Annotated in this window: 16 protein-coding genes; 1 reads left to right on the top strand and 15 read right to left on the bottom strand. The window is 36.5% G+C overall.

Annotated features, from left to right (window positions below; translation table 11 throughout):
• Positions 1 to 3: 3 nt before the first annotated feature.
• The 10 genes from tpiA to BN3326_RS17205 form a co-directional block, all read right to left on the bottom strand.
• A complete protein-coding gene (gene tpiA / locus BN3326_RS17250) occupies positions 4 to 750 on the bottom strand; it encodes a triose-phosphate isomerase (protein WP_070000505.1) in 747 nt (248 codons plus the stop codon).
• A gap of 213 nt (positions 751 to 963) precedes the next feature.
• Positions 964 to 2,178: a phosphoglycerate kinase gene (locus BN3326_RS17245; RefSeq protein ID WP_070000504.1), complete on the bottom strand. Its 1,215-nt coding sequence runs from the start codon at positions 2,176 to 2,178 to the stop codon at positions 964 to 966.
• A 154-nt stretch (positions 2,179 to 2,332) separates the two neighbouring features.
• Positions 2,333 to 3,340, bottom strand: coding sequence for a type I glyceraldehyde-3-phosphate dehydrogenase (gap, locus tag BN3326_RS17240; protein WP_070000503.1), 1,008 nt, complete (start codon positions 3,338 to 3,340; stop codon positions 2,333 to 2,335).
• 112 nt (positions 3,341 to 3,452) lie between these two features.
• Positions 3,453 to 4,490, bottom strand: coding sequence for a sugar-binding transcriptional regulator (locus BN3326_RS17235; protein ID WP_070000502.1), 1,038 nt, complete (start codon positions 4,488 to 4,490; stop codon positions 3,453 to 3,455).
• A gap of 253 nt (positions 4,491 to 4,743) precedes the next feature.
• Positions 4,744 to 6,435 (bottom strand): Na/Pi cotransporter family protein, encoded by a 1,692-nt coding sequence (locus BN3326_RS17230; RefSeq protein WP_083258881.1) that lies wholly within the window; start codon positions 6,433 to 6,435, stop codon positions 4,744 to 4,746.
• 172 nt (positions 6,436 to 6,607) lie between these two features.
• Positions 6,608 to 7,696, bottom strand: a complete 1,089-nt coding sequence (gene mnmA, locus BN3326_RS17225; RefSeq protein ID WP_070000501.1) for a tRNA 2-thiouridine(34) synthase MnmA — start codon at positions 7,694 to 7,696, stop codon at positions 6,608 to 6,610.
• Positions 7,689 to 8,138: a Fe-S cluster assembly scaffold protein NifU gene (nifU, locus tag BN3326_RS17220; RefSeq protein ID WP_070000500.1), complete on the bottom strand. Its 450-nt coding sequence runs from the start codon at positions 8,136 to 8,138 to the stop codon at positions 7,689 to 7,691. The genes mnmA and nifU overlap by 8 nt, the downstream gene beginning before the upstream one ends.
• A gap of 43 nt (positions 8,139 to 8,181) precedes the next feature.
• Entirely contained in the window at positions 8,182 to 9,357 is a 1,176-nt protein-coding gene (nifS, locus tag BN3326_RS17215) for a cysteine desulfurase NifS (protein WP_070000499.1), read from the bottom strand.
• Between the two features lie 45 nt (positions 9,358 to 9,402).
• The gene (locus tag BN3326_RS17210; protein WP_070000498.1) at positions 9,403 to 9,852 is read right to left on the bottom strand and encodes an RrF2 family transcriptional regulator; all 450 of its coding nucleotides are present in this window, start codon (positions 9,850 to 9,852) and stop codon (positions 9,403 to 9,405) included.
• A 543-nt stretch (positions 9,853 to 10,395) separates the two neighbouring features.
• Positions 10,396 to 11,619 carry a glycoside hydrolase family 3 protein gene (locus tag BN3326_RS17205; protein ID WP_070000497.1) on the bottom strand — a complete coding sequence of 408 codons (1,224 nt, stop codon included), beginning with the start codon at positions 11,617 to 11,619 and terminating at the stop codon, positions 10,396 to 10,398.
• Positions 11,620 to 11,844: 225 nt separating this feature from the next.
• Between BN3326_RS17205 and BN3326_RS17200 the strand changes: the two genes are divergently transcribed.
• Positions 11,845 to 12,534, top strand: coding sequence for a DUF2225 domain-containing protein (locus tag BN3326_RS17200; protein WP_070000496.1), 690 nt, complete (start codon positions 11,845 to 11,847; stop codon positions 12,532 to 12,534).
• A gap of 33 nt (positions 12,535 to 12,567) precedes the next feature.
• On the opposite strand, the gene BN3326_RS17195 is transcribed toward BN3326_RS17200, so the two are convergent.
• The 5 genes from BN3326_RS17195 to leuB form a co-directional block, all read right to left on the bottom strand.
• Positions 12,568 to 13,629, bottom strand: a complete 1,062-nt coding sequence (locus tag BN3326_RS17195) for an ADP-ribosylglycohydrolase family protein (protein WP_070000495.1) — start codon at positions 13,627 to 13,629, stop codon at positions 12,568 to 12,570.
• A gap of 191 nt (positions 13,630 to 13,820) precedes the next feature.
• Positions 13,821 to 15,485 (bottom strand): biosynthetic-type acetolactate synthase large subunit, encoded by a 1,665-nt coding sequence (gene ilvB, locus BN3326_RS17190; protein ID WP_070000494.1) that lies wholly within the window; start codon positions 15,483 to 15,485, stop codon positions 13,821 to 13,823.
• Between the two features lie 14 nt (positions 15,486 to 15,499).
• Positions 15,500 to 17,161 carry a dihydroxy-acid dehydratase gene (gene ilvD, locus BN3326_RS17185; RefSeq protein WP_070000493.1) on the bottom strand — a complete coding sequence of 554 codons (1,662 nt, stop codon included), beginning with the start codon at positions 17,159 to 17,161 and terminating at the stop codon, positions 15,500 to 15,502.
• Positions 17,162 to 17,656: 495 nt separating this feature from the next.
• Positions 17,657 to 18,526: a branched-chain-amino-acid transaminase gene (gene ilvE / locus BN3326_RS17180; RefSeq protein WP_070000559.1), complete on the bottom strand. Its 870-nt coding sequence runs from the start codon at positions 18,524 to 18,526 to the stop codon at positions 17,657 to 17,659.
• 30 nt (positions 18,527 to 18,556) lie between these two features.
• Complete coding sequence (leuB, locus tag BN3326_RS17175) at positions 18,557 to 19,639, bottom strand: 3-isopropylmalate dehydrogenase (RefSeq protein ID WP_070000492.1); 1,083 nt, start codon at positions 19,637 to 19,639, stop codon at positions 18,557 to 18,559.
• Positions 19,640 to 19,774 lie beyond the last annotated feature (135 nt).

Raw genomic sequence — 19,774 nt, 5'->3', positions numbered from 1 at the left:
ATCTTAGTAGTTTACAATAGAGACAAATTCTTCTTTAAGACTTGCGCCACCTACTAAACCACCATCGATATTTCCCATGTTAAATAACTCGTTAGCATTAGCTCCATTTACAGAACCGCCGTATTGTACTCTTACTGCATCTGCTACTTCCTGGCTGTATATTTCAGCTACAACTTCTCTTATAGCTTTACATACTTCTTCTGCCTGAGCTGATGTAGCTGTTCTGCCTGTACCTATTGCCCAAATAGGTTCATACGCTATAACTACGCCTTTTGCATCTTCAGCCGCTACATCTTTAAGTGCTACTTTTGTCTGAAGACGTACAAGATCAATTGTAATACCTTGTTCTCTTTCTTCTAAGCTCTCACCCACACAAAGGATAGGTACTAACTTATGTTCAATAGCTTTTTTAACTTTTTTATTAACTGTTACATCTGTTTCAGCGAAGTATTGTCTTCTTTCTGAGTGACCAATGATAACATATTTAACACCAAGCTCTACGAGCATATCAGGTGCAATTTCTCCTGTATAAGCGCCGCTTTCTTCAAAATACATATTTTGTGCACCAACTTGAATGTTAGTTCCTTTAACAGCTTCTAATACCGCTGGAAGTGCCACGTAAGGAGGGCATACAACTACATCTACATCTGTCACATTAATTTTATCTTTTAAAGTCCCAATAAGTGCTACAGCTTTTGCTGGAGACATGTTCATTTTCCAATTACCTGCTACGATTTTTTTACGCATGATCTTTCTCCTTTTAATTGTATTTTATATAGAGAAACAATCTATAAATTTAAGTTATTCATTTACTAAAAATTGTTTCTCAGAATGATTTCACATTAAATAACCTCGTGAAGAAATTAAACCTAAAATGTGAAATCTATAAGTAGAATAATCTCATAATACTCCCACTTGAAAAAGTGGGAGATTTAAGCTGCACTAATAGATAAATAGATAGAATTATTTGTTATCAGCTGCTGCTACTCCTGGAAGTTCTTTACCTTCTAAGAACTCAAGACTTGCACCGCCTCCTGTTGAAATATGGCTCATTTTATCTGCAAAACCTAAACGTTTAACAGCATTTACAGAGTCTCCGCCACCGATTACAGTCGTTGCGCCTTCTAAGTTTGCAAGAGCTTCTGCTACTTTTAGCGTACCTTCTGCAAAGTTTGAGAATTCAAATACACCCATCGGTCCGTTCCAAACTACTGTTTTAGCACCATTTAAAGCCTCCATGTAAAGAGCGATTGTTTTTGGACCAATATCAAATCCTGACCAACCCGCTTCAATCGTTTCTACTGTTTTGAACTCTGTATCATTAGAAAATTCTTTTCCGATAACATGGTCAACTGGCAGTAAAAGTTTTACGCCTTTAGCTTCTGCTTTTTTGATCATCTCTAGTGCGTAGTCCATTTTATCTTCTTCAAGAAGTGAACCACCAATTTCTTGTCCTTGTGCTTTAAGGAATGTGTAAGCCATTCCTCCACCAATAATAAGTATATCTACTTTTTCAAGCAGGTTGTTAATAACATTGATTTTATCTGAAACTTTGGCACCACCAAGAATGGCTACGAAAGGACGCACTGGATTTTCTACAGCTTCTCCAAGGAATTTGATTTCTTTTTCCATTAAGTAACCTACTGCATTTTCTTTAGTGAATTTTGTTACACCAACGTTTGAGCAGTGTGCACGATGAGCTGTACCAAAAGCGTCATTTACAAATACTTCATTATCACAAAGCGCTGCAAGTTCTTTTGCATAGCCCTCAGCTGCTTCATCTTTACCATATTTTGTTTCTTCTGCTCTATAACGCGTGTTTTGAAGAAGCATCACTTCACCATTCTGTAGTTCAGCTGCCATAGCTTTTGTAGCAGCACCTACAACTTCGTTATCATCAGCAAATTTAACCGCTGTGCCTAAATGTTTAGAAAGACTTTCTGCAACTGGTGCCAGTGAAAGCTCTGGTTTAGCTTCTCCTTTTGGTTTACCAAGGTGAGAGCAAAGGATTACTTTTGCCCCTTGTTCCATTAATTTTTTAATCGTTGGAAGTGCCCCTACGATACGGTTTTCATTTTGGATTACGCCTTCTTTAAGAGGTACGTTAAAGTCGCAGCGTACGAGTACTTTTTTACCAGCAAGGCCTTGTAAGTTTTCTACTGTTTTTTTATTTAACATTTTAATAATCTCCTTCCGAAAATAAATAATATTTTATAATCAAAAAGGGCCCAGCCCTATAGTCTAACCTACAAGACCGGACCCATTATGGATCTTTTTTAGTTGAGTAATTTACACCTTATTTGCTTAGTAAATCTTATTTACTCAGTAAATCTTATTTACTGTTTTCAGCGAAATATTTAATAGTTCTAACCATTTGGCTAGTGTATGAATTTTCATTGTCATACCAAGAAACAACTTTAACTAAAGTTTTATCTCCAAGATCTGTCACTTTTGTTTGTGTTGCATCAAATAAAGAACCGTATGTGATACCAATGATATCTGAAGATACTAATTCCTCTTCTGTGTAACCAAATGAATCATTTGCAGCAGCTTTCATAGCAGCATTAACATCATCTTTAGTTATTTTTCCATTAACAACTGCAACAAGTTCTGTAATAGAACCAGTGATAACTGGTACACGTTGAGCAGCTCCGTCTAATTTACCAGCAAGTGTTGGAATAACAAGACCGATAGCTTTTGCAGCACCTGTTGTGTTAGGAACGATGTTAGCAGCCGCAGCTCTAGCACGTCTTAAATCACCTTTGCCGTGAGGACCATCTAATGTATTTTGATCGTTTGTGTAAGCATGGATAGTTGTCATGAAACCTTTTTCTACTGCAGCTAAATCGTTAAGAGCTTTAGCCATAGGTGCTAAACAGTTTGTAGTACAAGAAGCAGCTGAAATAACTGTTTCTGAACCATCTAAGATATCATGATTTACATTGAATACTACAGTTTTAAGATCTCCTGTAGCTGGTGCAGAAATAACAACTTTTTTAGCACCTGCTGTAATATGAGCTTCTGCTTTAGTTTTATCTGCAAAGAATCCTGTACACTCAAGTACAACATCTACTGCAAGATCTCCCCAAGGTAAGTTTTTAGGGTCTCTTTCTGCGTAAATTTTAATTTCTTTACCGTCTACTACGATTGAATCTTCAGTTGCTTCTACTGCTTTGCCATATCTGCCTTGAGCTGAGTCATATTTTAATAAGTGTGCGAGTGTCTTAGCATTTGTTAAATCATTGATTGCTACTACTTCATATCCTTGTGCACCAAACATTTGTCTAAATGCAAGACGTCCGATACGTCCAAATCCATTAATTGCTACTTTTACAGCCATTATTGGTTCCTCCTTGAGATTTCTTTTAAATTTATATTCAAATCGCCATTAAATAGTATGTACTGCCTATAGCGATATGATACCAAATACATTTGATTATCACTTTACTTTTTTAAATATCATGCGTCATTTTTTTAACAATTTCTCTTGCAGCTGCCTCATCAAGTATAAGGTAACTATTCTTTAGTAATGCTCTTGTGGCTAAAATAGCGTTTGCCTTAGATACACCACCTGCCACTGCTATTTTTATAGGAATAGTTCTGGCAATATCTGGTGCAACACCTATAGACTGTGTCGCATAAACGACTTGTCCTTTGGCATCAAAATAATGTCTAAAAGCTTCAGCTGTCGCCTGCTTTTGTGTCAGTATATTTAATACCTCTTCAGACTCTTTTCTGCGTGTAGCCATTTTCATTGCATTGCCTATTCCAAATATTATAATATCTGTTTTTGCTATTTTTTGCAATATTTTTTGTATTTGTGGCTCACTTTTAATTAAATTAATAGACTGCGTACTGAGATTGTCAGGAATTGTCAAAAGTTCATAGTCAGCGCCTAACCGCTTAGCCAGCTCAACTGCTACAGTATTAGCCTGAAACTCAGCTTTATTGCCTACACTGCCTCTAGCAGGTATAACCATAAGGTTTTTATAGTGATAATGCTGTTTAGGCATGGATTCAACCATCTTAAAAATCGTTGTTCCACCCGTTATAGCCATGGTGGTATCGTCCTTTAAAACGGAACTAAGTACGCTTGCACAAGCCCTACCAAGCTTATTTTTGACCTCTTCATTTGTATCTACATTACCTTTAACAATAATAGCTTGCTTTAAATCTAATAATGCACTTACATCCTTCTCTAACGCTGAAAACTCTTCTAACATTTGAAGCGGAAGGTAGAGTGTATCTAGTAGTTTTTCGCCTTCTTCCGCAATTACTATGCCAAGATGTGAAATGTGTATAAGTCCCTGTTCTGTAAGTACATCCACTTCTTTTCTAATGGTTCTTTCTGAAAGATCCAGTATTGAAGCAAGACCCCTTCTGCCTATTGGCCCACATTCTAATATTGTTTGCAGAAGAAGATATCTCTCCTTAAACAACCTAATTGCCTCCGGAAGTAGTTTTTCTAATGCGTATACAGTATTTTGCATTGTCATACTCCTTGGGAACACTTTTATCCCACATACTTACTTTATGTCCCATGGTTCTATTTTATACAATTTTTCCATATAAATCAATGGTATTTTTACAAATTTATAATATAAATTTTTATCATCAACATACTCACGCTAAAAGCATGGACTTTTAAATAGTATAAATCCTTACAAGTAAGTTTATACAACTTTTTAATAAATATAAAACACCCTACATAGGTATTTCCCAGTAGAGTGTTTGTTAAAATTTTTATTCGAGTATCGCCGATAGATCCATATCCTCTGTTGTAAGTGATTTATTTTCATCTAGTATAGTCATTGCAATATTGGATGCATGGTCTGATATACGTTCTAAGTTGCTGATTACATCTAGAAATATAACGCCAGCTGTAGAGCTGCATTTGTTTTCTGCAAGACGCTTAATATGTCTTGAACGTAATACTTCTTCTAGTTTATCTACAGTCTGCTCTAGTGGCAGCGCTTTTTTTGCAATAGTCTTGTCATCAAACTCATAAGCTTGCAGTGCTAGTTCAAAACATTTAATAGATATATCTGTAATCTCTTTAAGTTCCTGAACTGCTACCTCTGAAAACTCCTGTGATTCTTTCACAAGAAGCTGTGCAAGCTCTGCTATATTTTCTGCATGGTCACCTACACGTTCAATATCACTTACAGTATGAAAAAGCCCTGTAATAGTGCTATGTTCCTGCTCAGAAAGGTTAGCGTTTGAAAGCTTAACTAAATAATGATTAATACCGTGCTGCAATTGATTAATAATCTTTTCTCTGTCAAATACTTCTTGTACTTTAGCAGAATCTTTTTTATATAAAGCCTCCATGGCCGCTTTTGCATTTTGAACAGACATATTTCCCATACGAACCACTTCTTTGATCGCATTGCCTACCGCAAAAGATGGTGTTTCTAAAATACGTTCATCAAGGTGCTGAAGCTCGCCTTCAGATATATCTTCTTTACCAGATATAAGCTTTTCAGCAAAGTATACGAGCAGTCCTGCAAATGGGAATAATAATACGGTACAGGCTACATTAAAAACAGTATGGACAATACCAATTTGTGTAACTTCAATATTAACGGCGCCAAGCTCTGGAACTATAAACTCAAAACTAATAAGTGCAATAATAACAAATATTACAGTCCCAATAGCATTAAACATTAAGTGAATAGCTGCTGCTCTTTTAGCATTTTTATTGGCACCAATACTTGATAAAATAGCTGTAATACAAGTCCCTATATTTTGTCCTAAAATAATATAAATTGCAGCATTCCAAGGTACGAGCGCTGCAGTAGCCAGTGCTTGAAGAATCCCTACAGAAGCTGAAGAGCTTTGAATAACAGCGGTTACAATAGTTCCTGTTAAAATACCTAAAAACGGATGGCTGCCTAGTGCTATAAATAAATTTTTAACTTCTTCTAAATTTCTAAGAGGCTTGGCCGCACCACTCATCATTTCAAGTCCTAGAAAGAGTGCCCCAAATCCAAATAAAATTTCTCCAATAGTTCTTAATTTTTGTTTCTTAGAAAACATTGTAAATATAACCCCTACAATAATGGCTACAGGTGCTATTACAGATGGTTTTAAATAAGTTGTCCATTCACCTAATGATACAATCCAAGCCGTAGTGGTGGTTCCTATATTTGCTCCCATAATTACGCCAACTGCTTGTTTTAGTGACATAAGTCCTGCATTTACAAAGCCTACAACCATAACTGTTGAAGCAGATGAACTCTGAACAAGAGCTGTAACACCTGCACCTACTAAAACACCTAAAAACCTATTATTCGTCAAAACGCCTAACAAATTCTTCATGCGACTTCCAGATGCTTTTTGTAAACCTTGCCCTAAGTATTCCATCCCAAAAAGAAATAGTCCAAACCCTCCTAAAAATGCAAGAGTTATGCTTACCCAATCGATCTCATTCATGATTATCCTCCCATGCTAGTTTTACATCCAGACTCATTTTATCATCGTTTTTTTTGAGAAACAAGTTATATTTTAATTTTTATTAATAAATAATATCAGCGTGGTTGTCCGTTTTTGTTATATTTACGTAAACACGGCGTTTTTATACACAAAAAAAGAGGATATATTTCCTCTATCTTTGTAAAATAGTGCCACCACCAATAACAATATCTTTATCATAAAAAACAAGTGCCTGTCCTGGGGTAATCGCTCTTTGTTTTTCTTCAAATTCACACAGAAGAGTCTCTTCATCTACCATCTTAATCATACAGGGTGCAGCCTTATGACTGTATCTGATCTTGGCTGAGCATACTAATTCTTTTTCAAGTTTTTCAAAGGGCATAAAATTAAGTTGGTTAGCATAAACAGTGGTTGTAAATAAGTCCTCATTATCACCTATACTAATCGTATTATTTTCTGTGTTGATCCGGGTTACAAAAGCAGGTTTACCAAGTGATAATCCAAGGCCTTTTCTTTGCCCGATCGTATAGTGAATAATGCCCTTATGCTGGCCTATCACTTTGCCTTTTTTATTAACAAAGTGTCCTTTTTGTGATTTTTTTCCGGTTTCTTGTTCAATAAAACCTGCATAATCATTATCTGGAACAAAACAGATCTCTTGACTATCTGGTTTTGTTGCTACCGCAAGACCTATTTGTTTTGCGATTTCCCGCACTTCGTCTTTTGTATATTCTCCAAGTGGCATGAGTGTATGTGCGAGTTGATATTGAGAAAGATTATAAAGTGCATACGTCTGATCCTTCGCTAAGGTTTTAGATGCTCTTAACATATACCTTCCTGTATTTTCATCTTTTAAGACTCTTGCATAATGGCCGGTAGCGATATAATCCGCCCCTATTTGAAGTGCCTTCTTTAACATGGACTCCCACTTCACATAACGATTACATGCAATACATGGGTTTGGCGTTCTGGCATTTTGATATTCCTCTAAGAAATAATCTATCACGTGCTTTTTAAAATCATCCCTAAAATTAATCACATAGTGAGGCATATCAAGCTTCTGACAGACTCTTCTTGCATCATCAACAGCTGATAGTCCGCAGCAGCCACCATCTTTATCTTCTTCAGTATCTTTTTGCCAAATTTGCATGGTCATGCCAATCACTTCATAACCTTGTTCTTTTAAAAGATAGGCTGCTACTGAACTGTCAACGCCTCCTGACATACCTATAACAACTTTAGGTTTAACTTGATTAGCCATTACAGCAACCCGCTCCTTCTATATGTTCATGATCATGAACATCTTCCTTAGGTTCTTCCAGTCCTTCTATTGTAATATTATTCTTTTTAGCGTAGTCCCATAGGGCTGCATGAACTGCTTCTTCTGCAAGTAATGAACAGTGCATTTTAACAGGTGGCAGGCCATCCAATGCTTCTGCAACTGATTTATTAGTCATCTTAAGTGCTTCTTCTATGGTTTTACCAATTACAAGTTCAGTTGCCATAGAGCTTGTTGCAACAGCTGCCCCACATCCAAAGGTTTTAAACTTCGCATCTTTTATAACATCATCTTCTATTTTAAGATAAACTTTCATGATGTCTCCACACTTCGCATTGCCTACTGTGCCTACACCACTTGCTTCTTCAATTTCTCCAACATTTCTGGGATTCATAAAATGATCCATTACTTTTTCGCTATACATAAAGCTCACCTCTTGTTTGTCTTTTTTAGTATTTCTTTTTTACTTATTTAGTCTTTAAAAACTCTTCATATAATGGAGACATATCTCTCATTCTTTGTACAATTTGAGGCATTTTCTCAAGTACATAGTCTATCTCTTCTTTTGTATTATATTCTCCAAGTGTAAACCTTACAGAACCATGGGCTTTTTCATGTGGCATGCCTAAAGCCAGGAGCACATGAGACGGATCAAGGGACCCCGATGTACAGGCTGACCCACTAGAAGCTGCGATGCCATTCATATCGAGTAGGAGAAGCAAAGACTCTCCTTCAACAAATTCAACAGCAATATTAATATTATTAGGAAGCCTCTTTGTTTTATGTCCATTAAGCTTACAATATGGAATATGTGCTATTAAGCCTTCTATCATTTCATCTCTTAAGGCTGTAAGTTTTGTGATCTTAGCATCAAAATCGCTATAAGCAAGTTCCATAGCCTTTCCAAGTCCAACTATCCCAGGTACATTCTCCGTACCTGCACGTCTTCCTCTTTCTTGGGCTCCTCCATGTATAAATGGACCTATCTTAATACCTCTTTTAATATATAAAACCCCTATACCTTTAGGGCCGCAGATCTTGTGTCCTGACAAAGATAGCAGATCAATGTTTTGATCTTTTACATCTATTTTGACCTGCCCTACTGCCTGTACTGCATCCGTATGAAAAATAATTTGATGTGCCTTAGCGATTTGGCCAATTTCTTCTATGGGCATAATCGATCCAATTTCATTATTAGCATACATGATTGTAATAAGAATCGTCGTATCTTTAATGGCTTTTTTAACATCTTCCGGGTTAACCATGCCCTCACTGTCTACATCTAAGTAAGTGATTTCATAGCCTTGTTTTTCTAAATATTCACAGGTATGGAGCACTGCATGATGTTCAATCTTAGATGTAATAATATGATTGCCTTTATTTTTATAAGCTTCTGCTATGCCTTTAATCGCCCAGTTATCAGCTTCTGTTCCGCTGCCTGTAAAAAAGATTTCATTTGTATTTGCCCCTAAATGTTGAGCAATAGTTTCTCTGGCCTCATCAATAGCTTTTTTATTGATTTGAGCTAATTGATAGACGCTTGATGGATTACCAAAATTCTCAGTAAAGTAAGGGAGCATTGCGTCTAATACTTCTTTTTTAACAGGGGTGGTAGCTGCATTGTCTAAATATATTTTGTTCATGATTTTCTACGCTCCTTCAATCTATTTGCAGTAACATAAATAGATTTAAATATAATATATATGTGATGCATTTTCATTGAGTTTTTCATAATCATCCATAAGTTGTTTCAAACTAATATTATCTACTACTTTATTAATACTATCCCTTATTTTTTCCCATACTGACCTTGTTACACATTTGCCATCTAAGCTGCAATGATACGTATTATCTTCGCATGTACAATCTGTCGGTGCAAGAGACCCCTCTAGTGCTCTTAGAATATCTCCTATTGTAATATCATTTGCATCTTTTGCCAAAAAATAGCCACCTTGAGCCCCTCTTACACTAGATACTAAACCATTTTTTTTTAAAAGAGCCATAAGCTGTTCTAAGTAGTTCTCCGACATACATAGTCTCTCTGCAATACTTTTTAAAGAAATATGTTTATCTTTAGAATAAACTGCGAGATCTACCATAGCTTGCAAACCATATCTTCCTTTTGTAGATAACTTCATTTTCCTCATCCTCCAATCCCTAGTTATTTTGTAGGAATTATATATTCAGAATATCACTGGCTGTTTTTTTTGTCAATATCCGTCTTTTATAATTATTAATAGTTTTAAAGTCTTTTTGTAGTAAAATTGCTGAACATAAAAATAAGATGCATATCGACTTAGGATACACATCTTATTTATATACACTAGTTTTTTGTTGCACATTAAAACAATATCATAGCTACTATGATATTGTTTTAATCATATTTAAAATGGTATTCACATATAATTTAATATACTAGGGATCTATATAATTAAATGAGCTTCAGCCTGAATAAATAATATATCATAAAAAATATACTACCTACTAGTGACTTCTGCCCCTAATACCGGTGTTTTTAGGGGCAGGGCTATCTTTGGCTAATAAAAGTTTTTATTAGGTCGAAGCCCATTATTTTACGTGATAACTCAGAGTTTTTAAAAAGGGGATACTCTACCATTTTACAACTCTATGCTATATATTATGCCGAGGCGCCTAAAAGGTTCCTGTTATTTACTAATATTTTATTCTATTCCAACTATATTTCGTTCCACTTTTTTTGACAAAATTTTTTTTACCGATTGATCTAGACGTTCTTCTGTTATACGCCCGTTTTCATAAGCGTTTCGAATCGTATCTACTGCGCGTTTTATATCTCTAGGCATAAGTAAGATGTCATTGCCTGCTAAAAAACTCATTTCTACCGCCTCTTCTGGCCCGTAATTTTTTTCAATAGCACCCATATTCATCGCATCAGTTACAAATAATACTTCTGATGTATTAAATAGGGTATCCATATACGCAAACCACTTTTTTGATAAGGTTGCAGGATACTTTGCATCTATAGCTTCAACAATAAGATGCCCCAGCATTACGCTATCAACTGATTGTTTGATGGCTTCTATAAAGGGAACTAATTCCTCTTCTTCTAATGCTTCTTTTGTTTTATGAACATATGCAAGTCCATCATGAGAATCTTCTTGCGTATTGCCATGTCCCGGGAAATGTTTGAGTACAGGTTGTATGTTTTTGGCAAGCAAACCTTCAGCAAAGCTTATGACCATAGGGGTGACTTGCTCTTTGGTTTTTCCAAAACTTCTTGTGCCTATTACAGTATTCGCATCGTTATTATAAATATCTGCTACTGGCGCAAAATTAAGATTAAAGCCTAATTCTTTAAGGACTGCTCCCATTCTCATTGCTTCATTATAAGCAGCCTCTACATCTTCTGTCTTTCCTATATCAAATGCAGCTTTAAATGGCTCTTCAACAAATGCCGGGTTGCTGCCTATACGGCTTACCATCCCCCCTTCTTCATCCACGCCTATAAACAGAGGTATCTCTGATAGTGCCTGCATATCATCTATTAACGTTAGAACTTGTTCTTTGGTGCTGATATTTCCCTTAAATAGAATAACTCCGCCAATCTTATATTTGATAATTTTATCTTTGACTTCTTCATTAACTGATAAAATAGCATTACCTGTCTGATCATTTTGTATATCAATTATAAAAAGCTGTCCTATTTTTTCTTCTAAAGTCATTTTTCTTATCATGTCATCAATCGGATCCATTGGTTCAGTATCCACTATTGTTTCATGCGGTGAATCAGCCGCTACCTCTAAAATAGATGCCTCTTCTTGTATTGGATTTAGTCCTTGATGATCCTCAGATATTTGTGCAGTTTGACATCCTGTTAGAAAGATGCCGCCTAATATAACCATAAAGCAAATCATTATTTTAGCCATCAATCTACCTCTTTTAATTTTATTTAAGAAAGTTTATAAATACCATTGAAATTAGCTGTCCTCTTTATATATAATAAGAAGATGGCTGTTTATTTATGTAATACTCTAGATTTCACATCTTTTAATTTTAGTTATTCCCAACACTATATGATGTGAAATCATTCTAAGCAACAACTTTATAGTGATAAATGATTTATAAAATGATTTATAAGGATGGAAATAAAAATGAACATTGAAGATACTCAAGAAGCTTTTAAAAATGCTTTATATGATAAATCTTACACTTGCACCGTATGTAATCGGCCTTTTACAGCCAAGACTGTAAAAGTAGGAAAAAACCAAGTCATTTCAGTAGATAGCGATTTATATACCAGATATTCTGTTGTAAATCCCATTCTTTATGATGCGCTAGTATGCCCTAACTGTGGCTATGCTGCAGTGACCAAATCTTTTGATACCTTGCTGCCAAAACAAAAAGAATGGATCAAAACACAAATATGTGATAATTATAAAAAGATCAATTATTCTGAATACACTACCATTCAAGAATCTATCCATAAACATAAAATGGCTCTTCTAACCTGTATCACCAAAAAGGGCAAAACGGGTGAGCAAGCCTACATAGCACTCCATATTGCATGGTTATACCGTGATCTTGGTGATGAACCAAACGAAATTTCTTTTCTCCAAAGAGCCTATGAAGGATTTGACGAAGCGCTATCTACAGAAAGATTTCCCATATTTGGCCTAGATGATACAACAGTCATGTATATACTAGCTGATATTGGCTATAGACTAGGCAATTTTGACTCTGCAAAAAAATATCTGTCTACTGTCATTACCTCTCCAGGTATCTCTTCTAGAATCAAAGACAGGGCTCTTGAACTTAAGGAAAAAGTTATGCAGCATCATTAAGATAACATAAAAGACCCTATTAGGGTCTTTTTTTTACCACGCTGGATATTTACACATCCATCTTTCACTTTCTTCAAAAAGAACAAATAAATCATGGGATAATTCTTTTATTTCTTTAGAAAGTTCTATGCTGTTAAGTAATTCTTCATCAATATGGTGAGCGCCAAGGTAAGCCCCCAAAATATTCCCCGCAACAGCACCTGTACTGTCGCTATCACCATCGTGATTTACAGCGAGTAAAAGTGCTTGCTTGAGATCATTCGGATAACTTAATACAGCATAAATAGCTATAGCAAGCGTTTCTTCTGCTACAAACCCCTGTCCAAGCATTTTTAACTTTTCATAACAAGGATTACCTTCTTTTGCGAGCGCTATAGCTTTTTTGGTGAGTGCTATACATTCTTCGGCGTTTTCGTTTTGTTTAGCCATTATAAGCGCTTTATGTATAGCTTCTAATAGCTCCTCACCCTCTATAATATAATGAATAATAGCTGCTAATATGCCTGCTGCCACATATCCTGTTGGATGTCCATGGGTTATTGCAGCTGCATGCATGCCTAGTTCAAATACAGTTTTTTCATCTTCTACAAGTCCTATAGGTGCAACGCGCATCATACCGCCGCATCCTTTACTGTCATTAATAGGCTTTTTGATTGTTCCCATAATGCCTTTTCCTAAAGTCGTAATACAGGTTACGCCTGGATCTCTATACGCATGAAGCGTTTTGATTCTAATAAGCCATCCATCATAAGCACTTGGCATCCAATAGGGTGTTTTAAGTCCTTGTGTATAAAGCCATCTAAGATAAGCTCTGAATATAGCGGCAGTAGTTTCTGTTGTTGTTCTTTGTGCTTGGTTTTTCTTAGCTTTTGTAGCACTTCTAATGATCCCTTCTGCCGTAAATAAGGTCATCTGTGTATCATCAGTAATCTTAGCATAGTTAGTATCTGGTGCAAAAAGAAGGTTTGATAATCCATTTTCTCCATACTTTTCTAATATCTTATCGTAACTCATAAACTCTATTGGTGCACCTAATGCATCCCCAATAGCCCCACCTGCCAAACATCCATAAAAGTGTTCTGCCCTTCTTTTCATCTGCTAGCTACCTCCAGCTTATCTACTGATTCCTATAATACTTCAATTCTACCAACTTCTGTCTTATTTTTCAATCATTATACAATAAATTTATATGTTTTTATATTCCAGTTAAAGCTTTATGCAAATATATAAAAAAAAAGAGCATAAGTATTTAATACCTATGTTCTTTTTTTTTTATGGATATAGTATTATTCTAAAATCAGATTGTTAATAGCCGCCCCTGGTGCTACCATAGGAAGTACTTTCTCATCCATACCTATATGACAATTAAGGAGTGCTGGCTTTTTGCTTTGCAGCGCTTCTTTAAAGGCTTCTATAAACTCTTCTTGGGTCTTAATATCATAACCTTTTACACCATATGCCTTCGCTAAAAGTGTAAAGTCTGGGCCTCGATCAAGGGTAGTCTGCGAATATCTCGCTTCATAGAAAGTAGTCTGCCACTGTCTTACCATACCAAGCGTTGTATTATTCATAAGTACAATAATAACAGGAACATTATAATGCGCAATCGTTGAGAGTTCATTACTATTCATACGGAATGAACCATCTCCAGCTATATGAACAACTTGCTTTTGCGGCATACCAATTTGTGCTCCTATACTCGCACCAGTTCCATACCCCATCGTTCCAAGACCACCAGAACTTAAAAATGTATTAGGTCGTGAATACTTATAAAACTGTGCTGCCCACATCTGATGCTGTCCTACCTCTGTTGTGATAATAGCCTCCCCATCAGTTTGATCGTAGATATTTTCCATGATAAACTGTGGTCTAAGCGTCTCGTCCTTTTGATAGTCAAAATGAAACTCTTCTTTCCAACATTTTACCGCATCAACCCATTCAGGATGTTCAGCTTTAGGAATATTATGGGTAAGTGTTGTAAGTATTGTTTTAACATCTCCTACAACAGCACTATAAGCACTTACATTTTTACCTACTTCTGCAGGATCTATATCTATATGCAGTATATTAGCATGCGGTGCAAATTTTGTAACATCACTGATAACTCTATCACTAAATCTAGCACCTAATGCAATCATCAGATCACACTCTGTGGCTGCATAATTAGATGCCTTACTGCCATGCATGCCAATAAGCCCTGTTGAAAGAGGATGGGTTTCTGGAAATCCCCCAATCCCCATAAGTGAAGTGGCGACAGGTGCATCGATCTTTTCTGCAAATTGCAGCAAAATCTCATGAGCGCCACTTCTTATAACCCCTCCACCGCTATAAATCAGTGGTTTTTGGCTTGCTCTTATAAGTGTAACAGCTCTATCTATGTCTTCTTGTATAATGGTATCAACCTGCGTTTGGATCTCTTTTGCAGTCTTACTCCTAAACTCACATAAAGTGGCTGTAATATCTTTAGGAATATCAATGAGTACAGGACCTGGTCTTCCTGATCTTGCAATATAAAAAGCTTCTCGTATTGTATCTGCAAGCTGATTAATATCCTTTACGATATAATTATGTTTTGTAATAGGCATTGTAATACCTGATATATCCACTTCCTGAAAACTGTCTTTTCCTAAAAGAGGTGTTGCTACATTTCCTGTTATGGCAACCATAGGCACTGAATCCATATAAGCAGTTGCAATACCTGTTACCAGATTGGTTGCCCCTGGTCCTGAGGTTGCAATACATACCCCCACTTTTCCTGTTGCTCTTGCATAGCCATCTGCTGCATGAGATGCGCCTTGTTCGTGCGCAGTTAAAATATGCTTAATGCGATCGCTGTTTTTATAAAGGGCATCGTATATGTTAAGTACCGCCCCTCCCGGATATCCAAAAACAGTATCTACACCTTGTTCTATCAAACACTCAATGAGTATCTGGGATCCATTTATTTTCATGATTTACCCCCTGTCTAGAATTTAAAAATAGCCCCTGTATTAGCAGATGAAACAAGCTTTGCATAACGGGCAAGATATCCTGTTTTAACCTTTGGTTCAGGCTGAACCCAAGCTTCACGTCTTCTTGCTATCGTTTCATCATCAACTTCTAATTGAATTGTACATTCATGCATATTAATACTAATTATATCGCCTTCTTCAACTAAAGCAATAAGTCCGCCTTCTGCAGCTTCTGGTGATACGTGCCCTATAGATGCCCCACGGGTAGCGCCTGAAAATCTTCCATCTGTGATAAGTGCTACCTCTTTATCAAGTCCCATCCCTGCAAGGCATGCTGTTGGTGAAAGCATTTCTCTCATACCTGGTCCACCCTTTGGCCCTTCATAGCGGATCACAAGCACATCACCTTTTCTAATCTTTCCAGTACTAATAGCTTCTGCTGCTTCCTCTTCACTATTATAAACCCTTGCTGGTCCTTGATGGATAAGCATTTCTTTTGCAACTGCTGAACGTTTTACAACACAAGCGTCTACAGCCAAGTTGCCTCTTAAAACAGCAATGCCGCCAGTTTGGCTATATGGATTTTCAATAGGTCTTATGACATCTGGATTTTTATTAACAGCATGTTGTAAGTTTTCTTCTAAAGACTTCCCTGTAACAGTGATTAAATCAGTATTTAATAAATTCTTTTTACTAAGTTCTTTCATTGCAGCCATAACCCCCCCTGCAAAATAGAGATCCTCCATATGATGAGGTCCTGCAGGAGCAAGCTTGCAAAGATTTGGGGTTCTGTTACTGATTTCATTTGCCATATCTAAATCAATACTTACCCCTGCTTCATGCGCTACTGCTGGCAAATGAAGCATTGTATTGGTACTGCATCCAAGGGCCATATCTACAGTTAATGCATTTTCAAAAGCTTTATCATTAAGAATATCTCTCATCTTAATATCTTTTTTTAGCATATCCATAACAGCTATACCCGTTTTTTTAGCAAGCCTTATACGTTCCGAGAAGACAGCAGGTACAGAGCCATTACCAGGAAGTGCTATCCCTAGTACTTCACACATACAGTTCATACTATTGGCCGTAAACATCCCTGAGCATGAACCACAGCTAGGACAAGCATGTTCTTCAAATTCATAAAGTTCTTCTTCTGTCATTTTACCTGCACTATGGCTTCCTACTGCTTCAAAAACCAGTGATAAACTTACTTTATTGCCGCCTACATTACCTGCAAGCATCGGTCCTCCGCTCACTACAGCCGTAGGCAGATTAAGCCTCGCTGCACCCATAAGCATACCCGGAACAATTTTATCACAGTTAGGTACAAGAACAAGTGCATCAAAAGCATGTGCCATTCCCATACATTCAATAGAATCCGCTATAAGTTCTCTTGTTACAAGAGAATATCTCATCCCTTCGTGTCCCATAGCAATCCCATCACATACACCAATTGCAGGTATTTCCATCGGTGTTCCTCCAGCTATACGAATACCTGTTTTTACAGCTTCAGTTATCTTATCAAGATGCATATGCCCAGGTACAATCTCACTTTTAGCCGTAACTACACCAATAAGCGGTGCATTAATCTCTTCATCTATATAACCCATTCCCTTAAAAAGAGAACGGTGTGGTGCCCTCGCTGGACCTACTTTTACTCTATCACTTCTCATGTCTATCGCTCCTTTACTTGGGTATTTTATATCCTATTATAATTCACATTTCATTTAATACAACCTCTAAATTCTGGGCTTTTAGTTATTTAACCGTATTATTTCAAATGATTTGTTCTTTATATTCTTCACGCTTCAGATTTTAAGTTTTAATAAGCTACTCCGTCTTTAGAAATCTAGCATGGTATACTGCCTTAAAACTAATTAAAGTCTAAATAATTCAAAGCCTAGCAGAGGGAGATTTTAGGGTTCGGAAGTTGCCACTGGAGTATTTCGTTTAAAAAATCTTAGCAGTTTATTCAAATGGTTTTTAGGGAGACTGTTTGAGCGGTCATTATCAATTTTGATAATGCGCGAGTTTCGACCGTTCATTTGAAGAAAGTGGTTAGATTTTTAGAAATACGTAAGCGAGCAACTGGAGAACCCTAAAATTCCCCTGCGGCCCTCTCGAATATTAAAACTTAAGGGCATTATCTAAAATGCCCTTACCAGTTCTTAATAAATATCTGTTCCATTACTGTTTGCATATTCTTTAAACGCATGAAGAATAGCTGTTGTAACAGGTCCGGCTTGACCGTCCCCAATTACTCTTTCATCTACGTTGGTTACTGCGATCGCTTCTGCTGCTGTTCCTGTTAAGAAACACTCATCTGCATTATAGACATTAAACAAAGTAAATTCTTTTTCAACTACTTTATACCCTAGTTTTTCGCCAAGCTCCATAGCTGTACGTCTTGTAATCCCATCTAATATACCAATATGAATAGGTGGTGTATAAATTACATTATCTTTCACAATAAAAATATTATCCCCTGTACATTCTGCTACGATACCATCATGGTCCAGCATAAGGGCTTCCGGTACACCAGCTCTGTTTGCTTCCATTTTTGCCAAAATATTATTGAGATAGTTTAAAGACTTAATTTGAGGATCTACAATTGTTGCCTTATTACGTCTCTGAGCTGCTGTAACAATTGGCATCCCTTTGATATACATTTCCTCTGGATATAATTGTATTGTAGCTGCAATACAAAAAATAGAAGGTGATGGGCAATTTTTAGGATTAAGTCCAAGGTCTCCTTTTCCTCTTGTAACAACAAGGCGGATATAACCATCCTTAATATTATTTTTTCTGCAAGTTTCCAGAAGAACTTCTGTCATTTCTTGTTTGGAAATAGGTATGTTAAGCATGATGGCCTTAGCTGCTGCATAAAGTCTATCTATATGCTCCTCACATCTAAAAATACGACTATTATATGCTCTTATGCCCTCAAATACACCGTCTCCATATAAAACGCCGTGGTCAAATACTGATATTTTGGCCTCATCTTCACTTACAAACTTCCCATCTAAATAAATAACCATTCCACTCAAAGTTCTTCCTCCTCTAATGATTTATTGAACAGCATCTGCTATTAATTGTCCCATTTCTTTTGTGCCTATGCACTTCATGCCTTCACTCATAATATCTCCAGTTCTATAGCCTGCGTCTAATACTGACATTACTGCATTTTCTACAGCAACAGCTTCTTTTTCAAGACCTAAAGAATATCTAAGCATCATCGCTACTGAAAGAATTGTTGCAATAGGGTTAGCTTTATTTTGTCCTGCAATATCTGGTGCACTGCCATGACTTGGTTCATAAAGACCGAGTTTCCCATCACCTAAAGATGCTGATGCAAGCATACCGATTGAACCTGTAATAATACTTGCTTCATCAGATAGTATGTCCCCAAACATATTAGATGTTACAAGTACATCAAATTGTTTTGGATTAACTACAAGCTGCATTGCTGCATTATCTACATACATATGGCTGTATACTACTTCTGGATAGTCTTTCGCAACTCTCGCTGTAACAACTCTCCAAAGTCTAGAGGATTCAAGAACATTTGCTTTATCTACAACACATACATTTTTGCTGCGTTTCATTGCGGCTTCAAAAGCCACTCTTAAGATACGTTCAATTTCTTCAACTGTATATTTTTCAAGGTCAGATGCAAAAGTTTTAGAATCATCCTCTTCACATACTACCTTTTGTTTTTCACCAAAATAAATACCGCTTGTAAGTTCTCTTACAATAAGAATATCAAGACTATCCCCAATGATCTCCTCTTTAAGCGGACTTGCATGTTTAAGTTGTGGATAAAGCACTGCAGGTCTTAAGTTTGCAAATAATTTAAGTGCACCTCTTATGCCTAAAAGTCCTTTTTCTGGTCTATCACCATTTGGAAGGTTATCCCACTTAGGTCCCCCAACAGCACCAAGAAGCACTGCATCAGCGGCCTTACAAGCATCAATCGTATCCTGAGGAAGAGAATTGCCTGCTAAATCAATCGCAATACCACCCATCAATTTTTCTTCAAAATTAAAAGTATGTCCATACACACTTGCTACTTTATCCAATACTTTAACTGCTTCTTTAGTAATATCAGGACCAATCCCATCACCAGGAAGCGTAACAATTTTAAAATCCATCTTCTGTATCCTCCTATTATATCTATCTGCAAATGCTCATAAAGCTTACATCAAAACTCTCTTTATCTTAGCATCCACTCCAAAAATTTCTATTATAATCTCTTATCTCTTCCTATCCTAAAAAGCTATTGTAAG

It is taken from the genome of Cellulosilyticum sp. I15G10I2 (genome assembly GCF_900095725.1).
Classification (GTDB): Bacteria; Bacillota; Clostridia; order Lachnospirales; family Cellulosilyticaceae; genus FMMP01.
This window is presented reverse-complemented; position numbering and strand designations above follow the sequence as displayed.